This is a genomic window from Cyclobacterium sp. 1_MG-2023, from assembly GCF_030546805.1.
In the GTDB taxonomy this organism is placed as follows: Bacteria; Bacteroidota; Bacteroidia; order Cytophagales; family Cyclobacteriaceae; genus Cyclobacterium.
The window spans coordinates 57868-77979 of sequence record NZ_JAUOPC010000014.1 but is presented as its reverse complement, the minus strand read 5'-3'; the positions used below and the strand labels follow the sequence as shown (position 1 = coordinate 77979).

Sequence of the window (20112 nt, the reverse complement as noted above, 5' to 3'; positions counted from 1 at the left end):
TTGTTTACTTTAGCTTCCTGTAAGTGATTGATATATGCAGTTGGTGAAGTATTTTTTAGCTTTTTTACCAGTGCTTTTGGCATTGAATTATTCCACCTTGGCGCAAGAGCAAAAGTGCCTTTGGGGAACTGTCAATTCAAATAAAGAACTACCGCTTGCAGATACTTTATCCTTGCTTCCCGCCAGTATTGAGGTAAAGGATGCCTTAGGAAATCTTCGATCTCACAAGTACAATTTCAATTCCGGTAATTTGATCTTATTGGATTCAATGGACTTGGAGAATGATTCATTATTGATTTGCTATAAAACTCTTCCATTTTCTCTTAACCATGTTTTTCAAAATCGAACTCTAGAAAAGGATTATGACTCTCTGGCCTATTTTAAAGACAAGATGCCGGAACGAACGGCCATCTATGATTTTAGAGAGGAAGTTTTCAGCTCAAGTAAGCTCAATCAATCCGGTAACCTGACCCGTGGAATATCCTTTGGAAATACACAAAACGTTTTTGTAAACTCTGCATTGAATTTACAGATGGATGGTGAGTTGGCAGAGAACCTTAACATTAGAGCCAGTATTACCGATCAAAACGTACCCTTTCAGCCTGAAGGAAATACGCAGCAAATCCAGGATTTCGACAATATCTTGATTGAGTTATACAATGATAGGATTAATCTCGCCGGGGGAGATGTGGTTTTGCAGCAGCGAAAATCTGAGTTTTTAAGGTATTATAAAAATGTACAGGGCCTGCAGTTTACCTCAGACTATACCCTAAATGATAAGTGGAAGGCTTCAAGTAGGGTAGGTGCCGCCATTGCCAAAGGGAAGTTTGCTTCCATGAATTTAGAGGTGACCGAAGGGGTATTGGGTCCATATCGTATTAGTGGACCGGGGAACGAAAAGTACGTCATTGTTTTGGCCAATTCTGAAAAGGTCTTTCTTGATGGGAAGCAGTTGAAGCGCGGCTTTAATAATGATTATACCATAGACTATAACCAAGGTGAAATTACTTTTACTCCCACGGTATTGATCACTCAATACTCTAGGGTAAGGGTGGATTTTGAGTATGCAGAAAGGAATTTTTCAAGATCAATAATAACGGTAAATCATATTCAGGAAAGTAAAAATGTCACCTTTTACCTGAATTATTACAGGGAAAAGGATGACCGCAATAGGCCCTTATTCACAGAATTAAGCGATGGGGACAAAAGATTACTCAGTTCAGTTGGGGATGAGATACTTTCCGCAGCCATACCAAGGGTAGACAGTGTAGCTTTTGATTCAAATAGAATCTTGTATAAAAAAGTTACCCATTTTTCAGAAAATGGAGAAACGATAGATTATTACGAATACAGTACAGATCCTGAGCAAGCTTTTTATGCCATTAGCTTTACTGAAACTACCCAAGGTTTAGGTGATTACATGAGGAAAGAACAACTGGCCAATGGAGTGGTTTATGAATATATTGCCCCTATAAATGGTGTGTCCCAAGGTAATTATACCATTAGCTCCCCTTTACCGGCACCCAATAAAAAACAAATGATTACAGCAGGCACTGAATTGAGGCTGGGGAAATACGAGACTACCTTTGCAGAGGTGGCATTTTCTGATCAAGACGAAAATCTTTTTTCCGACTTAGGAGATTCTGATAATAAAGGACAGGCCTTTAAGGTAGGACTAAGGTCAGAAGGCCGTTCAGTTAAAATGTTAAAGGATTATCTTTTTAATGGACAAACGACCGTGGAATACAATGCCGCCAGTTTTTCATTTGTGGACCGACTTAGATTTATTGAATTTGATAGGGACTGGGGTTTAAACAGTGCAGATGATGTGGGAAATGCAGCCGAAAAGCTGTTTAATGTTAGCCTGGAGTTGCTAAAAGACAATCAAAATCAGTTTTCCTATAGCCTTGACTTAAGAAACCGTACAGGGGTCTTGTCGGGTTTGCAACAAAGAATAAAGCTCAATCAAAAATTTTGGGATAGGCTTTTGGTAACCAATGACTTTTTCCAGCTTAAATCTGAAGTGCTTCCCCTACAATCCGATTGGCTGAGGTATCAGGGAGAGATCAAGTACCCGACATCCATTCTGGTGCCGGGCTATAGGTATGTTTTGGATAAAAATAAAGTAACCAATCCTCTGCAAAGTCAAGTTGTATCTACTGCCATGAATTATGAAGAACATCAGTTTTCTTTAACTTCCAATGATACTTTGAAATACTCTTTTTTTGCGAACGCAAGCTTGCGGGAAGATAAAGCTGTAATGGGTGGGCAACTAAAGCCGGACACCAAAGCTTTTATGACGAGTTATGGAGTAGAGGGGACTTTTGGCCCACATACCATCAATGGCTCATTTACTTATAGGAAGTTGAGCTTTGTGGCAGAAGATCTTCCTGAGGAGACCACAGTAATGGGTAAACTGAATTACCGAAGCTCCCTATTTGATAACAACTTATCCAATGAGTTTACCTATGCTTTGGGCAATGGGAGGGAATTGAGAAGGGAGTTTGTTTATTTACCGGTACCTACAGGAGAAGGAACACATACCTGGAGAGATGACGATGAAGATGGAGTACAACAATTGAATGAGTTCTACTTGGCGATAAATCCTGAAGAAAAGAGTTTTATCAAGGTGTTTGTACCTACAGATGAATACCTACAAGCCTACACCACCTTGTTCAATTATCGGTTGAGTGCCAAGTTCCCCTCTAAATGGAAAACCTTGACCGGAGTAAAAAAATGGTTGGCAAAGTTTTCAAACAATACGAATCTGAACGTGGAGAAAAAGATAACCTCCCGAGATTTTTTTCAGAGGATAAGTCCATTTCAAGCAGGTGTTGAAGAGACTTCATTGCTGTCATTGCGGCAATCTTTTCGTTCTTCGTTCTTCTTTAATCGGTCATCACCTAAATTCGGTATGGATCTTTCTTTTTCTAACAGTCATCAGAAGCAGTTACTAACGGGAGGATTTGAGGATGTTTCACAAGATGATTGGCGTTACAATGCCCGTTACAATATAGAAACGAAATGGAATCTCATGTTTTATGCCAATAAAGGAAAGAGAAATGCGAGCTCTGACTTCTTAGACAATAGGAACTTTAGAATAGAGCAGTTTACTTTTGGGCCGGAGATAAGCTTACAGCCGAGCCCCGTATTCAGGTCTACCCTTCAATACAGGTTGACAAATAAGGAAAACTTGGCCAATGTTGAGATTGAAGAGGCCGCCCAAATACATGAAGGATTGCTCAGCTTCAGGTTGGCAAAAGCAATCAAGACTACAGTGAATGCACAATTAAAATACACATATATTACCTACAATGGACTGGTAAATTCTCCCACCGGATATGAGATGCTACAGGCTCTTAGTCCGGGAAACAATACCAGTTGGAGCTTGAATTGGTTACAAAAAATAGGTGAAGGATTGCAGCTAAACTTGATGTATGAAGGTAGGAGATCCGAAGGCTTGGATCATTTGGTACATACAGGTCGCATGCAGGTATCGGCCTTGTTTTGATTAGGCATAGCCATTGAAAAATTGTAGATTTGCAACAGTCAATTTTGTTGTTGTACTAATTATTAAAACACAAACTAATGTCGAAAAGTATTTTAGTTACCGGAGGCACAAAAGGTATAGGAAAGGCCATTATCCTTGAATTTGCAAATAAAGGTTTTGATATTTTTACCTGTAGTAGAAATGAAGGAGAGTTGGAGGCTTTAAAAGATGAGGTGGAAAAAAGTTTTTCGGCAGTAAAAGTACATACAAAGAAAGCAGATCTTTCCATAAAAGAGGAGACCAAAGCTTTTGTTGCTTTTGTAAAAAAAATTGGGATACCCGATGTTTTAGTAAATAATACAGGTATTTTTATTCCTGGAAGCCTTCACTCGGAGGATGAAGCAAACTTTGAAAAGACCATGCACACCAACCTTTTCAGCACTTATTACTTGACCAAGGGTTTTACTAAGGAGTTGATGGAAAGGAAAAATGGGCATATTTTTACTATTGGAAGCATAGCAGGACTTACTGCATATGCCAATGGAGGAAGTTATGCCGTTTCTAAGTGGGCCATGTTGGGCTTTACCAAATGCTTGAGACAAGAAATGATTCCTCACGGGGTTAAGGTGACTTCCGTCTTGCCCGGGGCAACATTTACAGCGAGTTGGGAAGGGGTGGATTTACCTGAAAGCAGGTTTATAGATGTAGCAGATGTGGCGGCATCAGTTTGGTCAGCTTATAACCTTTCACCCCGTTCTGTTGTTGAAGAGATAGTAATCCGACCTCAATTAGGTGATATATAATTATGGAATTGAAAACATTCACAGAGAATCAGCAGTATTGCAATAGTCTAACGAATTATTCCAGAAGGAAAACCATTCCGGTAAGGATTGGAGACATAACCATTGGTGGAGACAATCCCATAGTCGTGCAATCAATGACAACGGTAGATACAATGGATACCCAAGGGTCTATTGAACAATGCATCCGCATGATTGATAGTGGCTGTGAGCTGGTAAGGATTACAGCTCCCAGTATCAAAGAAGCGGAAAACCTGCAGGCAATCAAAGATGGACTAAGGAATAGGGGATACAATACACCGCTGGTGGCTGATATCCATTTTACACCTAATGCCGCCGAAGTAGCTGCTCGAATTGTAGAGAAGGTAAGGGTAAATCCGGGTAATTACGCGGACAAAAAGAAATTCGAAGTTTTAGAATATACCGATGCTTCCTATCAGGCAGAGCTAGAAAGGATCAGGGAGAGATTTCTCCCATTGGTCAATATTTGTAAAGCCCATGGTACGGCCATGAGAATAGGAACCAACCACGGTTCTCTTTCTGATCGAATAATGAGTAGGTATGGCGATACCCCACTAGGAATGGTGGAGTCTGCCCTAGAGTTTTTGAGAATTTGTGAGGCTGAGAATTACCATGATATTGTGATTTCTATGAAATCATCGAATACGCAAGTGATGGTTCAGGCCTACCGACTTTTGGTAAATAAATTGGATGAAGGAGGATTTAAGCCTTATCCGCTACACCTTGGCGTAACAGAAGCCGGAGATGGAGAAGATGGAAGAGTCAAATCTGCCGTTGGAATAGGTGCCTTACTGGAAGATGGCCTTGGAGATACGGTAAGGGTTTCCTTAACGGAGGATCCTGAGTTTGAATCTCCCGTGGTAAAAACCCTAATAAACAGGTATGCCAATAGAACTGAAGCCTCAGGAATTAAACCTATCAGCAATTATCCCATTGACCCTTTCGCTTATAACAAAAGAGGAGCTGTAGAAGTGGGTAATTTTGGTGGAGGAAATGTACCGCGGGTCATAACAGATATTTCTACTGTTGGGATAGCTGTTCCGAAAGACCTGAAATGTGTGGGCCACTTTTACCTACCGGAATTGGATAAGTGGAAAATGAATGATCAGGGATGTGATTATATTTTTTCCGGGAGTAACCCGGTTCCTTTTATGCTCCCTAACGGGCTAAAAGAAATTTTGGCTTATGATACCTGGAGCAATCAAGAAGATCAAAAAAACAAGCTCCCTGCCATCGATTTAGACCATTTGAAAGAGAAGGCTGCTCTGCATGCGTCTTTAAATTTTTTGTTTGTTTCATCAGACAGCATAGTGGAAGCAATTCCATATTTAAACAATGAACTACCCCTAGTCATTGTTTTGTTCACCAATAGTGAACATCAAATGCAAGCAATTAGGAGAGCTTTTGTATCACTTATTGAGGCGAAAATCAATTTACCTGTGGTTCCTAAGGTGAGTTATTCCGAAAAAGATGCAGAAAAAACCATGTTGTTTGCTGCTACAGATGTTGGGGGCTTGCTGATTGATGGGCTTGGAGATGGGATGCTTATTGGTTTAGATCAATTGCAGCTGCAAGAGAAAGAAGAGAAATTAGCACAGGTCAAGCTCCATAACTCCGTTAGCTTTGGTGTTTTACAGGCAGCACGGACCAGGATGTCAAAGACAGAGTATATTTCCTGTCCTTCATGTGGAAGGACCCTATTTGATCTTCAGGAGACCACTGCCTTGATAAGAAAGAGAACAGATCACCTTAAAGGGGTGAAAATCGGGATAATGGGATGCATTGTAAATGGACCCGGAGAAATGGCAGATGCAGACTATGGTTACGTAGGGTCAGGAAAAGGAAAAATTACGCTTTACAAAGGCAAAGAAGTAATGAAGCGCTCCGTACCTTCCGAGAATGCTGTAGATGAACTAATAGACATTATTAAAGAAGACGGGCAGTGGATAGAGCCTGAAACTGCAGATCATGAATAGATCCCTCAAGTAAATTTGAATCAAGATATTATGGCTAGCAAATTAAAAGAGTTCTTTCAGTTGGGTGAAGTAGGTGAGTATTTTATTCGCGTATTTAAAAAGCCTGACCCAAACAAAAAGACCAATTTTAACCTTAGAATGATGCATGGCATCAATAAGATATCAATTTTGGTTTTCCTTGCCGCATTGGTCTATTGGATCATTAAAAGATTGGCTTGATGGACATTCAAACCTTTAGGGAGTATTGCTTGAAAAAACCGGGGGTGACGGAGGATACCCCCTTTGACAACAATACACTCTGCTTCAGGGTGGGGAATAAAATTTTTGCATTGTTGGATATTGATAAATTTGAAAGTGTCAACCTAAAATGTGATCCTGAAAAAGCCATAATACTTAGGGAATCCCACGATGGTATCATACCGGGTTATCATATGAATAAAAAACATTGGAATACAGTTTCCTGTGATGGCAAGGTACCTGCGCAATTGATTTTGGAACTGGTAGACCATTCTTATAGTCTGGTATTCGCTAGTTTGCCTAAGAAACTGAAAGAGGAAATTAACGGATGAGTTATCTCAAAATTGAAGGCTTGACAAAAATTTTTGATGGCCAACTTAAAGCCTTAGATAACTTGTCTCTATCCATTGATAAAGGAGAGCGTTGGTCAATCATTGGTTCTAGTGGTAGCGGAAAAAGCACCTTACTCAAGCTCATCGCCGGAATGGAAGTTCAGGATGAGGGACAGGTTTATTTAGAGGGTGAGAAAATACTTAACCCTGAGCAAAAATTAGTTGCCGGGTATGATGAACTCCAACTTGTCAAGCAGGACAATGGCTTGTTTCCTTTGTCTACTGTTGCTGAAAACATAAGCAGGCCCTTATTGCAATACGATAAAACATATGCCAAAGAAAGGCTTGAGACCTTGTTGCAGGTGTTTGGTTTAGAAGAGAAAAGAGACAGCTATCCCAGGCAATTGTCCGGAGGACAGCAGCAAAAAGTAGCCATCGCCAGGGCTTTAAGTTTAGAACCCCAGGTGTTGCTTTTGGATGAACCTTTTAGCTCTTTGGACAGCTTACAAAAGAGAGGCTTACTTGATGAGCTGAATTTAATTTTTAAGGAATTGGAAATCACTGTGGTCATGGTAACCCATGATATCCAAGACGCCCTATTGCTTACTGAGCATGTGTGTGTACTCTCCGAAGGTAAATTATTGCGTCAAGGAAGAGTAAAGGATATCTACAAAAACCCCAAAACGGCTTATGTCGCAGGTTTTTTCGGCCCATTAAATAGACTTCCCGGAAAATCCAACCATTACTTGAGGCCTTCTTCTATAAAGCATTCTACTTCAGCTGGGGCATTAAAAGGAAGTGTACTGTTAAGAAGGTATTTTCCAGAATATGATTTACTAACTGTGCAAGTGGCTGAGGGACATTCTCCTTGGCAATTGGTTCGCTACGAAAGAGACGTGTCGGAAGGTGAGACGATATATATGAATTGGGAAGAAGAGGATGTTTTATCTTTAAAAGAAAAGTAAGATTTCAAGGTATATTAAACCCTGAAACCTTCTTCTTTTTCTTTTTCCGTTGCTTCTCGGATAGCAAAAACCTCACCCTCAAAATGAAGATTCATGCCTGTAAGGGGATGGTTAAAATCCAATAGCACTTCTTCACCCAAATCCTTTACTACTTTAGCTTGCATAGGGTAACCATCTTCATCAATCAAGGGCAAGAAATTCCCTTCTTGAAGCATCTCCTCTTCAAACCCTCTCTCTTGATTGAACTGTGATTTTGGCACAGAAACGATAAGCTCATCATCCGGCTTACCATAAGCTTCTTCAACTGACAAAGTAAAGTTAAACTGGTCACCTTCAACTTTGTCGGCTAGATTTTTCTCAAATGTTTTAGGCAGACCACTATCTCCAACTAAGAAATAAAAAGGGTCATCCTTGTCCCTCACTTCCACGCTAAAAGGCAGAGAGTCGGCTTGTTCATTGGTTACTTTTAATTCGTAGGTTAAACCTACCACTACATTCTCTTCGATTTTCATACGTCTATTTTAAGCTGGCAAAGTTAATCTTAATTGATTGGAATTAAAAAATATAAAAGGATCACCCTGATAGTACAGGAAAGTTTATTCAATTGTTTTCTTTATTTTGAGCATCAAAGCAAAATTTAGCCTCAGCAATGGGGGCTATTTTAATCAATAGCAAAATGGGATTGACTTTAAAGTCAATGGATAAATTTTTAATAATCAATTATGGTTTCTGTAGCATTTACAATGAAATTATTGCCCGGAAATGAGGCAGTCTATGAAAAACGGCACAATGAAATATGGCCGGAATTGGCTGAATTATTAAGAGAAGCAGGCATACTCGAATACCATATATTTCTTGATAAAGCCACCGGGACGCTTTTCGCTTTTCAAAACCTAGCGGAGGAAAACCAAACCAACAGCTTGGCCAAGGAAGCCATAATGAAAAAATGGTGGGCATTTATGGGGGATATTATGGAAACCAACCCGGATCAATCTCCCAAAGTCAATCGACTTGAAAAAGTGTTCAGTCTTAAATAAAAAGCCTTAAATCTTAAATTGATGTTTGTACGGATTGGTAATTATGCAAGTGCATGGCTGATGTTATTCCTTTTTTTATTCTTAGGGAGTATGACAGCCTGCAAAAAAGATAGCGCTCAGCCTACCGATCAGACTATTGGACATTGGCCTGAAGCAACTGCAGCCACTAAGCCTTGGGCCAGGTGGTGGTGGATGGGGAGTGCTGTGGATGAAGACAACCTGAATTATTTGCTGGGTGAATACAAGAAAGCAGGTATAGGAGGCTTGGAAATTGCTCCAATATATGGAGCCAAAGGTTTTGAAAACAAGTTTTTAGATTACCTCTCTCCGCAGTGGATTGAAATGCTCCATTATACCATTAAGAAGGCAGACGGCTTGGGGCTAGAAATAGATCTGACCCAAGGAACAGGTTGGCCCTTTGGCGGGAAAATGGTTAGCCCGGAAATGGCAGCAAAAAAAATGTTGGTTCAGGAGTATTCCTATTCATCCGGCAATGGTGTGGATCGCCCGGTATTGATTGATGAGGAAAAAGTGAAGGGGAACTTACATTATTTACATACACTGATGGCTTTTCAGGATGGAGGGGAAGTACAAAATATTACGAAATATGTACGAGAAGACGGGAGTCTAGCTTGGGATGAAAAAGGTGACTGGAAGCTGATTGCGATTTTTGAGAGCCAAACCGGTCAGAAAGTAAAAAGGGCAGCTCCGGGAGGAGAAGGCTATACTTTAGATCATTTTTCTGAAAAGGCAGTAAGGCAATACTTGAGCCATTTTGATACCGCTTTTTCAGGGAAATTTCCGGGGATCAGGGCTTTTTACAATGATAGTTTTGAAGTATATGGGGCTGATTTTACTGAGGATTTTTTTAATTTTTTTGAAAGTAGGAGAGGTTATGACCTCAGAAATCATTTAGATCAACTCAATACCGAAGATGGGTACCGTTTAAAGTCAGATTATAGAGAAACCATCAGCGATATGTTGCTGGAAAACTTTACCGGGCAATGGTCTTCTTGGGCAAAGGGCCATGGCAAACAAACCAAAAACCAAGCCCATGGTTCGCCCGGAAATCTTTTGGATCTTTATGCAGCTGTTTCCATTCCCGAAGGAGAGACCTTTGGTTCAAGTTACTTTCCTATTCCCGGCATCAGAAGGGATAGCTCAGACATAAGAAATGTTGACCCAGACCCTATAATGCTGAAATTCGCATCTTCAGCCGCTCATTTAAAAGGGAATAACCTGGTGTCTACAGAGACCTTTACCTGGTTGGGTGAGCATTTTAAATCTTCCTTTTCCCAAGCTAAGCCGGAGCTAGAGCAAGCATTTCTTGCAGGTGTGAACCACATGTTTTACCATGGAATCACCTATTCACCTGAGGAGGTGGATTTTCCAGGTTGGTTGTTTTATGCCTCATTAAATTTGAATACCCACAACAGTTTATGGCCCCATCTAAAAGGATTTAATGGCTATGTTCAGCGAGTGCAATCCATATTGCAGGCAGGAAAACCGGACAATGAGCTGTTGGTATATTGGCCGGTATACGATGTATGGGCAGATCCTGAGGGATTAGGCAAAACGCTTACTGTACACGGAATTGATGAATGGTTGCATCCGACTCCTTTTTATAAGACTTCCAAATCTTTGATGGAGGTGGGTTATAGTGTAGATTTTATTTCCGACGCGCTATTGAAAACTTTGCAAGTAGCAGGCAATTCCCTCACGGGTTCTAATGGGGAGTTTAAGTCTTCAGCCATTATTGTTCCCAAAACCAAGTTTATGCCCTTGGCCACACTTAAACAGTTATTTGCCCTTGCTGAACAGGGAGCTCAAGTAGTTTTTCAGGAAAAGCCCTTGGATGTTCCGGGCTTTTATAAGTACGCCTCAAGGAGGCAAACCTTAGATAGCCATTGGCAGCAGATCAATTTTAAGCCATTTGATGGTGGGAAAGTTGCAAGTCATGGCAAGGGAACTGTGTTGATGTCCGAGGAATTATCCTCAGCTCTAGCTTTTTTGAAAATTAATCGAGAAAAGTTAACAGATCTAGGATTGAAGTTTGTCAGGAGGAAACTGGGAGAGGGCAAATATTATTATCTGGTCAATCATACTGCTAAGAAGATTGAAGACTATGTGAGCTTACAAACTAAAGGTAAGGCTGCTGTGCTGATGAGTCCTGAGCAAGGGACAATTGGAAGTGCCAACGTGAAAAAAAATGATGAAGGCAAAGTGGAGGTAGCCATTTCTCTAGCGCCGGGGCAATCTATTATTGTACATGTTGTAGATAAGGAAGCAGAAAATGTACCCCTTTGGAAATATGAAATAACAGCTCCTAAAATGATTGACATGAATAGTAATTGGGCCTTGACTTTTAAAAGTGGAGGGCCGGTTTTACCTCAGAATTTGGAATTAGCCTCCCTTAAGCCTTGGACTGCTTTGGATGGGGAGACCTATAGCGATTTTTCAGGACAGGCTATTTACGAAAGTGATTTTATGCTCGATAAGTTTGATAGAAATGCAAAATACATTTTGAGTTTAGGGAAGGTAATGGAGAGTGCTAAAGTGTGGGTCAATGGTAAAGAGGTTGGCTATGCTTTTAGTATTCCTTTTCGCTTGGATGTAAGTGAATTTGTAAAGGAGGGAGAGAATAATGTTAAAGTCGAGGTGGCAAACTTGATGGCGAACCATGTGAGATACCTTGATAGGAATGAAGTTATTTGGAGAAATTATCATGAAATTAATTTTGTGAACATAGACTATAAACCTTTTGATGCCTCCGGTTGGGATGTTATGCCTTCCGGCTTAATGGGCCCCGTTCAAATGGAAATACATGATTAATAGCATCTTTTGTTTAAATTATCAATTGATAATAAGAGTATTTAACTTTATTTAGTAAATTTATTGAACACCTCCCATGTGGAATTATAATGAATCCCTAAATAACCTGACCCATGATTGAAGTGAAGCCCTTGATTCGTTTAGATGAAAACTCTAGGATTCCCAAGTATCAGCAAATAGTTAATTCTATTATTGAGGATATTGAAAACCGTGCCTTAGTGGTGGGGGATAAAATTCCGTCTATCAATGAAATAAGTGAAGAACACTATTTGTCCAGAGATACCGTAGAGAAAGCTTACAACCAGCTAAAAACAAAAAAAATCATCCTCTCGGTAAAAGGAAAAGGTTATTATGTAGCCAAAAACATTTCTACCTCCAAAGTTAGGGTTTTGTACCTTTTGAATAAGCTCAGCAATTACAAACTTAAAACCTACAATTCTTTTATTGACAGCATGGGGACAGATGCACAAGTTGATTTAAATATCTACCATTGTGATCCCAAGCTACTCAAGAACATTCTCACCGAAAATTTAGGTGCATATGATTATTATGTTTTGATGCCTCATTTCAAGGATACCCAAAATAGTCATTATAACTTAGATGAAGAGGTGATGAAATGTGTAAAGGAAATCCCTTCTGACAAGTTGATTATCATGGACAATCAAATCCCTGAGTTGGGAGAAAGTGTAGCTTCAATTTTTCAGGATTTTAAAAATGACATTTACAATGCCCTGATTGAAGGGGTTTTTCAACTTCAGCAGTATGAGAAGTTGATGCTCGTTTATCCCAGTGATATACTGTATCCCTACCCTAAAGAAATATTAAAAGGATTCAAACAATTTTGTAAAGATTTTGAATTTGATTATGAAATATTGGACAAAGTTTATCCTGAAATGGAGCTTCGTCCTAAGGATGCCTTTATTGTCATTGAAGAAAATGATTTGGTCAATTTAGTGAAGCAGGTAAGAGAGCAGCTTTATGAACCCGGAAAAGAAATTGGTATCATTTCCTACAATGATACTCCACTGAAAGAACTTTTGGGTATTACTGTAATCTCCACTGATTTTAAGCTAATGGGGGAGACTGCAGCCTATATGATCAAGAAAAATAAAAAAGAATCAGTTAAAAATGTTTTTAAGTTCATCAACCGAGGATCCATTTAAGGTTACCATTTGATGGAAATGAAAAACAGGAATACTCTTCAAGTCTTAATTAACCTATAAATTATTGGTATTAGTACATCTTCCTAGGGCTCCCAGCCAACAGGTAGTGTCATGATTATTTATTTCTATGGAAAAAAATAAAAGTTTGGTAGACCGCCTCAATGCGGTAAATGAATATGAGCAGCAACCTATTCCCAACAATAAGCTGAAAGGCTGGAGAAGTTTTTTAGGCACTTATGCAGGAGAGCATACTGCAGGAACTGAATTTGTAATAGGGCCTTTATTTGTAGCCCATGGAGCAAGCGCCATAGACTTGGTGACCGGGCTTTTGTTTGGTAATATTTTAGCCGTATTAAGTTGGGCTTTTTTGACGGCTAAGATTGCGGTAAAAACAAGGGTAACCCTTTATTATTTGTTAGAGAAGATTGCCGGTAAAAAATTTACATTGATCTATAATTTGGTCAATGCCGGGCTCTTTTGCTTTTTAGCCGGGTCAATGATTGCTGTAGCGGCAACGGCTGTTGGGATCCCCTTTGATATGGCCATGCCTCAGTTGACGGATGTACTGCCCAATAGCTTGGGGTGGGTGGTGACAGTATTTGTGGTAGGAGCCATTACCACCTTTATTGCCATGTTCGGCTTTGATCAGGTTTCTAAATTTGCAATGGTAGCGGCGCCATGGATGATCATGATATTTATTGCAGCTGCTTTGGCTGTATTGCCTCGCTTAGGAGTGACTGAGGTAGGCTCTTTTTGGTCTGTTGCGGAAAGCACCATTTGGACAGGCGTGCCTTTGGAAGGTCAAAGTAAATTTGGGTTTTGGCATATTTTGTTCTTTGCATGGTTTTGTAACATGGCCATGCACATAGGTATGGCTGATTTGTCATTGCTGAGATATGCTAAGAAATGGCAACAAGGTTTTTCTTCTGCTACCGGAGTTTTCTTAGGGCATTTTATTGCTTGGATTGCTTCTGGGATTCTGTACTCCTTGTTCTTAATCGAATCTAAGGGTAGCCTAACCTTTGCACCGGGGCCAATTGCCTATAGTGCAGTTGGTGTTGCAGGGGCAATATGCGTTGTTATTGCAGGCTGGACGACCGCCAATCCAACACTATATAGGGCAGGTTTGGCCATTCAATCGATCAACCCCAAGTGGAAGACTTGGAAAGTGACACTATTCGTAGGCTTGTTCACGACCATTGCTGCTTGTTTTCCCGCTTTAGTTATGCGACTGCTAGAATTCGTTGCATTGTATGGTTTGATTTTAATGCCTGTAGGGGCTGTAATATTTATAGATGTTTATCTGCTTGAAAAAGTTGGATTGAAAGCAAATTATGCAGAGTTCAAGGGGCTATCACTTAATTGGGCGGTGGCCATGACTTGGATTATTACTTTGTCTTTCTGTTTATTATTAAACCTCGTTTTCGGCATTGAAATCTTCTTTTTAGGCCTTCCAGGCTGGTTTGTAGCTGTGTTGGTTTATCTTGTGGCAAGTAAAATGAATCAAAAGAAATGAAACTATTATTAAAAATTATATCCTTTATAGGCTTAGGCTTGAGTATTGTGCCGGCCATTTTAGTTTTTGGTGGTCAAATGGAGCCTGATACTTGCAAACAACTTATGTTTTTAGGTACAGTTTTATGGTTCCTGACTGCACCCTCTTGGATGATTAAAAGAGGGGTCGCCGAAGAAGATTGATGGTTTTGAATGATATTTTGAAATATTGAATTTAAAAATAGCTGTTTGTGTAAAATTTAGTAGTATTAATTTTGATTTTTACAGAATTATAGTTTTGATCTTAAGGGGGATTGATTAAATTGGTTAATATTTTATAAATATTTAACCAACACCTCTTCTAGTGAAATTCAGGGATTTACGCGTTTGGATTTTCATCTTTGGCATCATGCTATTAATAGGTGCCTATTTATACCAACATTCTCAAACGAACCAAAATCAGTTAGAGTCTCAAGGTATAAAAGCCATTTACCTGGTCAAGCAAAATTTTTTAGATTCCTTTTACAATTACCATGTGCAATTGGAAGGGTATTTTAAAAGGAATTTTTATGCCTGGGCGGCAAAAGATGGTCAAAAGGCAGCATCTCCTATGGTGGAAATGTTTGATAAGGCCCCGAAGTTTGGTGTAGAAAAAATTCATAATTTCAAGGCAGAGGAAAGACCGGAGCCACAACTTTTTGCCAACGATGGAATCGCTCTCATTCATAAAGACACATCTTACCGAGTAAAAGTCAAAGGTTTCCGGTTTTTTTTAAATGAGAAAACCAAGTATGGGAACCTGCCAGAATTGAATTTCAACTCTTTAAGAAGACATATAGAAGAAAAGCTTCCTAACTCCCTTTCTCAAGAGACTTTTTCAGGTAGAGCATTTGAAGTTGACCATTCTGTTTCCATCAACGATTTAATGGTTGGGAATGTACAGAGTTTATTTTTTGATCGGCTTTTTATTCTGGATCAATCCGGCATGGCCATATATCCAAAAGGAGTGGCAGGTTTGCCTGTGGTAAATGTGGACTCATTGAGTCACAAGCAAATGGTAGGGGAAAGAGAGTTGGCTTTGCAAATTTCAGGCAATTATTATAAGGCATTTATTTCCCCTGCAATGATAGGAAACCAGGTTTTCTTTTTGCTTGGAGCCAAAGAAAAATCTAGGTTTGAGCGCGTGGCACTTAAAATTAATTTCAAGGTTTTAAGTGCCTTTATTACCCTTTTGACTTTGATTTTTGTCTCAATTCCGGTCATTAGTATTTTTAACTTAGGAGATGGAGATGTATTGACAAAGAAAAGGGTTATGGGCCTAGGGCTTTCCTTGATCTTGGTGATGGTGATTTCTGGTTTCTTTTTCTTTTCGCTTTTTCAAAACTATGAAAATGAATACGCTTCAGAAAACAACCTTCATAATGTGAAGTCTGCTTTCCATTTGGAAGTACAACAATTGATTGATGAACTTGAGATTTTTAAGAAGGTAATCGATAATAGGGAGGAGGATAACCAACAGGCGGAGATTGAAATTTCCAAGGATCAAGAAATCAATGAATTCCTAAAATTTGATTTGGACGGAAATATTCTCAAAATGTTGCTTCCAAAAATGGATTCCTCAAAAAACAATATTGATTTTGGGATTTTTCCTTTTGTGTCAATTGCTAATAGGGATTATGTCCAAGAACTAAAGTCGGTAAAAGAGGAAAAGTATTTTATTAGTGCTCATTCTTCAAAGTCTACAGGTGATCTGGAAGGCGTAATAAGTAAAAAGCATGAAAGAAATGGATTTGCTTTGACTTTTCAATTGGATTCAATAGTTCCTAAGATTAGTAAGAATCATAGATTTTTTATTTTCAAGCCTGATGGAAAGGTCTTATTGATCAGCAAAAAAGTCAATACTCCTGTCAATTATCTTCAAGATGGCATAGGACAAGAAAAGTGGCAGGAGATCAAGACACTTATAGAAAACAATAAATATGCTGGGGATGATAAACTGTGGAAGACCCCAATTTATGTAAATGGGCATGAGTATCAAGCATTATTGAGTCCTATCTCCTCCGATTCCTTTAATACTGAAAATTGGGTACTTTATTTGGAAGATACCAACCTGCAACATGCACTGCATTCCTTGGCTTCTCTTGAGGGAATTGCAGTTTTTGTCCCTTATCTTTTGGTACTGGTATTATTGGGATTGCTTACGCTTGTGACGCGAAAATCAAGTATCTATCTGTCCTTTGAAGATTTTTCATTTGGCTGGTATAGCCCTTCTCCGAGAAAGAGGCTACGGTTTTTATGGCTCAATAGTATTCTTTTGCTGGATGTGGTTTTATTTATTGTCATTTATCTTTTTCTGCCATTAAGCATTTTTAAAATTTTCCTATGGTCTGCCTTGTTTGCCATACAATCAGGCACATGTAATTTCCTTCTTCTTGCGACAATTGGCAGGGATGACGGTAAGAAAAATATCAATGCCTTTTTGGTAATGGCATGTTTGCTCTGGGTAGCTTTGGCTTCAATTTTGGCTTATTTTACTTTTTTAAGTCAAGTCGGTACCTATTATTTTATACTCACCTTGTTCTTTATCTTACTCGTTGCAGGGATGCAAGTTTTGTGCTATTATTTATACCAAACACCCAAATTCCCTACAGTGCGCTTTAGTGAGTGGGACAGAACCAAGACCTTGTTTAAGTTGCACCGAACTTTTACCCAGTTTTGGACTAAGTTAACAGGTGCCCCGGTAGACAAGCGTGTATTTGCCATTAATCTCCTGCTCTGGTTGATGATTGTAGGATTTTTACCCGGATATTTTATCCACCGACAAATTTTTAACCAAGAAAAAATTATTTGGAATTTTGTGAGTGAACTGGAAGATATTCCGGAAGAGAAAGGAACTATTCTAGGAAAAGGGATGGTAGCGGATTCTGTCACACAAAAAAAGTTGACAAAAAAATCTATAGACAGTCTTCCACCATTTTATATGGATTTGATCAAAATACATGAAGAGTTTAGGAGGAATAATTTTGGGAGGTTTTCTAATCAAGATGATGAATTGATTACAAATTTTATTGCAGCACCAAATCAGGCGTTAATTAAAGCATTCAATACCAAACCAAATATTTCTTCGGAAAGGTCAAACTTATGGGATACCATTTGCTCCAACGTCTTTTTTTTAGTGGTATTGTTTCTTGTGCTTATCTGGCTCTTTAAAATGATAATGGTATTAGGGAATAAAATATACCTCATCGATTATCATTTCACAAATGCTTTTGGTTTGCTTCCCAAGGGAGCAGAAAAGCAGGATAACAGTTTTATTATTGGTGTAGACGCTGCCAAATCAAGAGATTGGATATTGAAGCAATTCGGATGGCAATCTCAAGAAGTGCTTTTGGTGAGCCTTTCAAGAGGTGAAGAGATGGAGATGCCGGAAATCAAGTCTGTACACAAAGGGGTGATTTTAGAAAATTTCCATTGCATCGAAGATTCCAACACCTTATTAGGTACAATGATAGCTTTTCAGAAAAACTACGGTAGAAAGGGCTTGGGCCTTTTTGTAACTTCCGGGAGGCCACTTCAAGAGATTTTACCAAATGAAATGTCCAAACAATCCAAGCTATTAATCACTGAAATTTTTTCGGATTATCTATTTCAATATGTACCTATTGACTTTGACAACCAGAAAATCACCTTGCCTTTTATAGGTCCGGACTCCAAATTTTATGATGAGGAATCCAAGGGCAATTACGACGAACGTATGAGGAGTGTATTGTATAATGATGAGAAAACACATCAATTGGCCAGAGAGATAGCTTATGGCCCCAATGCGAAGGCCATTGCCTCCCTTATAACAGAAGAGATTTCAAGGGATGAATTGGAATTGCCACTTTCTCAAGAAAGGTATGAAAAATGTGTTTTGGCTATTCAGCGACACAATAAAGCTTACTATATGAACATTTGGACGGAGTTAAGTTTAAAAGAAAGGAAAATGGTTTATAATTATGCCACGGAAGGCTTTATAAATTTTTTCAACAAGGAGACCATGACCACCTTGATTCAAAAAGGGGTGGTCAAGATGAATCCGGCCATGGATAGACTAGTATTATTCTCTGAAAGTTTCAGGAATTTTGTTTGTGTGTTTATAAGTGAAGAAGAAGTGGCGCGGTTTAAGCAAGATGAAAGCAGATCCGGTAATGCTAAAATGATACAGGCAGCTGTTTTTAGCTTTGTTTTAATTTGTATTGCTTTAATTAGCTTCTATGATCCCAATATTTTGAATGAAACATCTGCTTATATTAGTGGCTTTTTAGGATTAGTAGGCACCATTTATAGTCTTTTAGCCAAAGGCTTTGGAAAAAAAGCCAGCCAAGAAAGTGAATAATTACTAGGCCCTAATTTTTTTGGTACTTTAATTGTTATTTTTTTAGAAATCACATAATGGTGCAATAGACTGTTTGGTTTATTTTTTAACAAAAGATATATTCTTCTGTCTTATGATTTTTATTGTGCTATTAAATATAAAAAAGTACAAAAAAATTGCGTATTCCTATGTGATTCTATACATTTGAAAAGAAGGCAATTGATGTTTGACTATTAACTCCACAATATGGGATAAAACTCTACGTTATCTAAATATCTGTTTTATGAGTATAAGGGTAGGACCTAAAGACAGTGAATTAATTTCACAGTATAGAAATGGTAGTGAGATAGCCTTTGAAAGGTTGGTTGATAAATACAAAACCAAAGTCTACACTACAATTTTGATGATAGTTAAGGAGCAAGGAGTTGCTGAAGATTTATTACAAGATGTATTTGTAAAAGTAGTTCAGACCCTCAATTCTGATCGTTACAATGAAGAGGGTAAATTTCAACCATGGTTAATGCGTATAGCGCATAATTTGGCGATAGATCATTTTAGAAAAATGAAACGCTATCCCATGGTGGTTATGGAGGATGGATCAAATGTTTTTAATACTTTGCATTTTGCCGAACAGAATGTAGAGGATGTAAAAGTAAAAGATGAGACCTATGCCTTGGTTAGGCAGTTGATTGAAGAATTACCTGAAAGCCAAAAGCAAGTGTTAATCATGAGGCATTACATGGATTTAAGCTTTCAAGAAATTGCAGAACAAACTGGGGTTAGTATTAATACTGCCTTAGGAAGGATGCGATATGCCCTTATTAATTTACGGAAGAAACTCAAACAAATAAATATTGCCTATGACCAAATCTTTTACGACAAATGACCTGATAAGGTATATTTATCAGGAAATGGAGGAAGAGGAGAACGATCAACTGATGCAAATCTTGCAGGATGACCAACAGCTAATGCAAGAATACATTAATTTGTTAAGCACCATTGAAAAATTAGACGTACTCTCCACCGAACCTTCCGAAAGCATTATTAACGCCATTAAGAAAAAGGCCCGGTCCAAAGGACTGGAGAAAGTTTAACACCAACAAACTTATTTTCCTGTCGTTGACACAAACGACAGGATTTTTTTTGCTAAGAACCTTTAGCCCGGATTGTATGCATTGCCCAGGCAATCATAAGTTTTCCCATTTCTATTTTTCATAAACATAGTTGATCACTTTATTTCTAAGAGGGAAATTTACCCTATAGCTTAATGGAAGCCTGAAGCCCTGAATAACTTCAAAAATACTATTGTGTATTCCTAATATAAATATTGACATAAATCAATCGGATAAGTTGCAGACTGACTTGATGTATTGCTATTTTGTAAATGAAATGATCCATACGATTTTTT

15 protein-coding genes are annotated in these 20112 nt (G+C 38.7%); 14 read left to right on the top strand and 1 reads right to left on the bottom strand.

Annotated elements, in window-relative coordinates:
* The first annotated feature begins 34 nt into the window (after positions 1–34).
* The 6 genes from Q4534_RS19730 to Q4534_RS19705 all read left to right on the top strand — a co-directional run bounded on the left by Q4534_RS19730 (position 35) and on the right by Q4534_RS19705 (position 7821).
* Positions 35–3511, top strand: a complete 3477-nt coding sequence (locus Q4534_RS19730; protein WP_303614873.1) for a hypothetical protein — start codon at positions 35–37, stop codon at positions 3509–3511.
* A gap of 77 nt (positions 3512–3588) precedes the next feature.
* A complete protein-coding gene (locus Q4534_RS19725; RefSeq protein ID WP_303614872.1) occupies positions 3589–4293 on the top strand; it encodes an SDR family oxidoreductase in 705 nt (234 codons plus the stop codon).
* A 2-nt stretch (positions 4294–4295) separates the two neighbouring features.
* The gene (gene ispG, locus Q4534_RS19720) at positions 4296–6287 is read left to right on the top strand and encodes a (E)-4-hydroxy-3-methylbut-2-enyl-diphosphate synthase (RefSeq protein ID WP_303614871.1); all 1992 of its coding nucleotides are present in this window, start codon (positions 4296–4298) and stop codon (positions 6285–6287) included.
* Positions 6288–6317: 30 nt separating this feature from the next.
* Entirely contained in the window at positions 6318–6506 is a 189-nt protein-coding gene (locus Q4534_RS19715; RefSeq protein ID WP_014020336.1) for a DUF6728 family protein, read from the top strand.
* Positions 6506–6856: an MmcQ/YjbR family DNA-binding protein gene (locus Q4534_RS19710; RefSeq protein ID WP_303614870.1), complete on the top strand. Its 351-nt coding sequence runs from the start codon at positions 6506–6508 to the stop codon at positions 6854–6856. Before Q4534_RS19715 ends, Q4534_RS19710 begins: the two co-directional genes overlap by 1 nt.
* Positions 6853–7821, top strand: a complete 969-nt coding sequence (locus Q4534_RS19705; RefSeq protein WP_303614869.1) for an ABC transporter ATP-binding protein — start codon at positions 6853–6855, stop codon at positions 7819–7821. The genes Q4534_RS19710 and Q4534_RS19705 overlap by 4 nt, the downstream gene beginning before the upstream one ends.
* Before the next feature lie 14 nt (positions 7822–7835).
* Here Q4534_RS19705 and Q4534_RS19700 read toward each other — a convergent pair whose 3' ends face one another.
* Positions 7836–8333, bottom strand: coding sequence for a peptidylprolyl isomerase (locus tag Q4534_RS19700; protein ID WP_303614868.1), 498 nt, complete (start codon positions 8331–8333; stop codon positions 7836–7838).
* Positions 8334–8543: 210 nt separating this feature from the next.
* On the opposite strand from Q4534_RS19700, the gene rhaM reads away from it, so the two are divergent.
* From rhaM to Q4534_RS19660, 8 genes are all read left to right on the top strand, one after another.
* On the top strand, positions 8544–8858 hold the full coding sequence (gene rhaM, locus Q4534_RS19695; protein WP_303614867.1) for an L-rhamnose mutarotase: 315 nt from the start codon (positions 8544–8546) through the stop codon (positions 8856–8858).
* 21 nt (positions 8859–8879) lie between these two features.
* Positions 8880–11690: a glycosyl hydrolase gene (locus tag Q4534_RS19690; protein WP_303614866.1), complete on the top strand. Its 2811-nt coding sequence runs from the start codon at positions 8880–8882 to the stop codon at positions 11688–11690.
* A gap of 113 nt (positions 11691–11803) precedes the next feature.
* Positions 11804–12853: a GntR family transcriptional regulator gene (locus Q4534_RS19685; RefSeq protein WP_303614865.1), complete on the top strand. Its 1050-nt coding sequence runs from the start codon at positions 11804–11806 to the stop codon at positions 12851–12853.
* A 127-nt stretch (positions 12854–12980) separates the two neighbouring features.
* On the top strand, positions 12981–14369 hold the full coding sequence (locus tag Q4534_RS19680; RefSeq protein ID WP_303614864.1) for a cytosine permease: 1389 nt from the start codon (positions 12981–12983) through the stop codon (positions 14367–14369).
* Positions 14366–14551 carry a hypothetical protein gene (locus Q4534_RS19675; RefSeq protein WP_303614863.1) on the top strand — a complete coding sequence of 62 codons (186 nt, stop codon included), beginning with the start codon at positions 14366–14368 and terminating at the stop codon, positions 14549–14551. Before Q4534_RS19680 ends, Q4534_RS19675 begins: the two co-directional genes overlap by 4 nt.
* Positions 14552–14711: 160 nt before the next feature.
* On the top strand, positions 14712–18725 hold the full coding sequence (locus tag Q4534_RS19670; protein WP_303614862.1) for a hypothetical protein: 4014 nt from the start codon (positions 14712–14714) through the stop codon (positions 18723–18725).
* A 262-nt stretch (positions 18726–18987) separates the two neighbouring features.
* Positions 18988–19590: an RNA polymerase sigma factor gene (locus Q4534_RS19665; RefSeq protein ID WP_014020346.1), complete on the top strand. Its 603-nt coding sequence runs from the start codon at positions 18988–18990 to the stop codon at positions 19588–19590.
* Positions 19565–19798, top strand: coding sequence for a hypothetical protein (locus Q4534_RS19660; protein ID WP_303614861.1), 234 nt, complete (start codon positions 19565–19567; stop codon positions 19796–19798). Before Q4534_RS19665 ends, Q4534_RS19660 begins: the two co-directional genes overlap by 26 nt.
* Positions 19799–20112 lie beyond the last annotated feature (314 nt).

What these genes read in the sequence shown, in the direction of transcription:
- Q4534_RS19660 (WP_303614861.1), top strand. Translation starts at nt 19,565, where the DNA reads ATGACCAAATCTTTTACGACAAATGACCTGATAAGGTATATTTATCAG.
- Q4534_RS19710 (WP_303614870.1), top strand. Translation starts at nt 6,506, where the DNA reads ATGGACATTCAAACCTTTAGGGAGTATTGCTTGAAAAAACCGGGGGTG.
- Q4534_RS19680 (WP_303614864.1), top strand. Translation starts at nt 12,981, where the DNA reads ATGGAAAAAAATAAAAGTTTGGTAGACCGCCTCAATGCGGTAAATGAA.
- Q4534_RS19705 (WP_303614869.1), top strand. Translation starts at nt 6,853, where the DNA reads ATGAGTTATCTCAAAATTGAAGGCTTGACAAAAATTTTTGATGGCCAA.
- Q4534_RS19690 (WP_303614866.1), top strand. Translation starts at nt 8,880, where the DNA reads ATGTTTGTACGGATTGGTAATTATGCAAGTGCATGGCTGATGTTATTC.
- Q4534_RS19700 (WP_303614868.1), bottom strand. Translation starts at nt 8,333, where the DNA reads ATGAAAATCGAAGAGAATGTAGTGGTAGGTTTAACCTACGAATTAAAA.
- rhaM (WP_303614867.1), top strand. Translation starts at nt 8,544, where the DNA reads ATGGTTTCTGTAGCATTTACAATGAAATTATTGCCCGGAAATGAGGCA.
- Q4534_RS19715 (WP_014020336.1), top strand. Translation starts at nt 6,318, where the DNA reads ATGGCTAGCAAATTAAAAGAGTTCTTTCAGTTGGGTGAAGTAGGTGAG.
- Q4534_RS19685 (WP_303614865.1), top strand. Translation starts at nt 11,804, where the DNA reads ATGATTGAAGTGAAGCCCTTGATTCGTTTAGATGAAAACTCTAGGATT.
- Q4534_RS19675 (WP_303614863.1), top strand. Translation starts at nt 14,366, where the DNA reads ATGAAACTATTATTAAAAATTATATCCTTTATAGGCTTAGGCTTGAGT.
- Q4534_RS19665 (WP_014020346.1), top strand. Translation starts at nt 18,988, where the DNA reads ATGAGTATAAGGGTAGGACCTAAAGACAGTGAATTAATTTCACAGTAT.
- ispG (WP_303614871.1), top strand. Translation starts at nt 4,296, where the DNA reads ATGGAATTGAAAACATTCACAGAGAATCAGCAGTATTGCAATAGTCTA.
- Q4534_RS19725 (WP_303614872.1), top strand. Translation starts at nt 3,589, where the DNA reads ATGTCGAAAAGTATTTTAGTTACCGGAGGCACAAAAGGTATAGGAAAG.
- Q4534_RS19730 (WP_303614873.1), top strand. Translation starts at nt 35, where the DNA reads ATGCAGTTGGTGAAGTATTTTTTAGCTTTTTTACCAGTGCTTTTGGCA.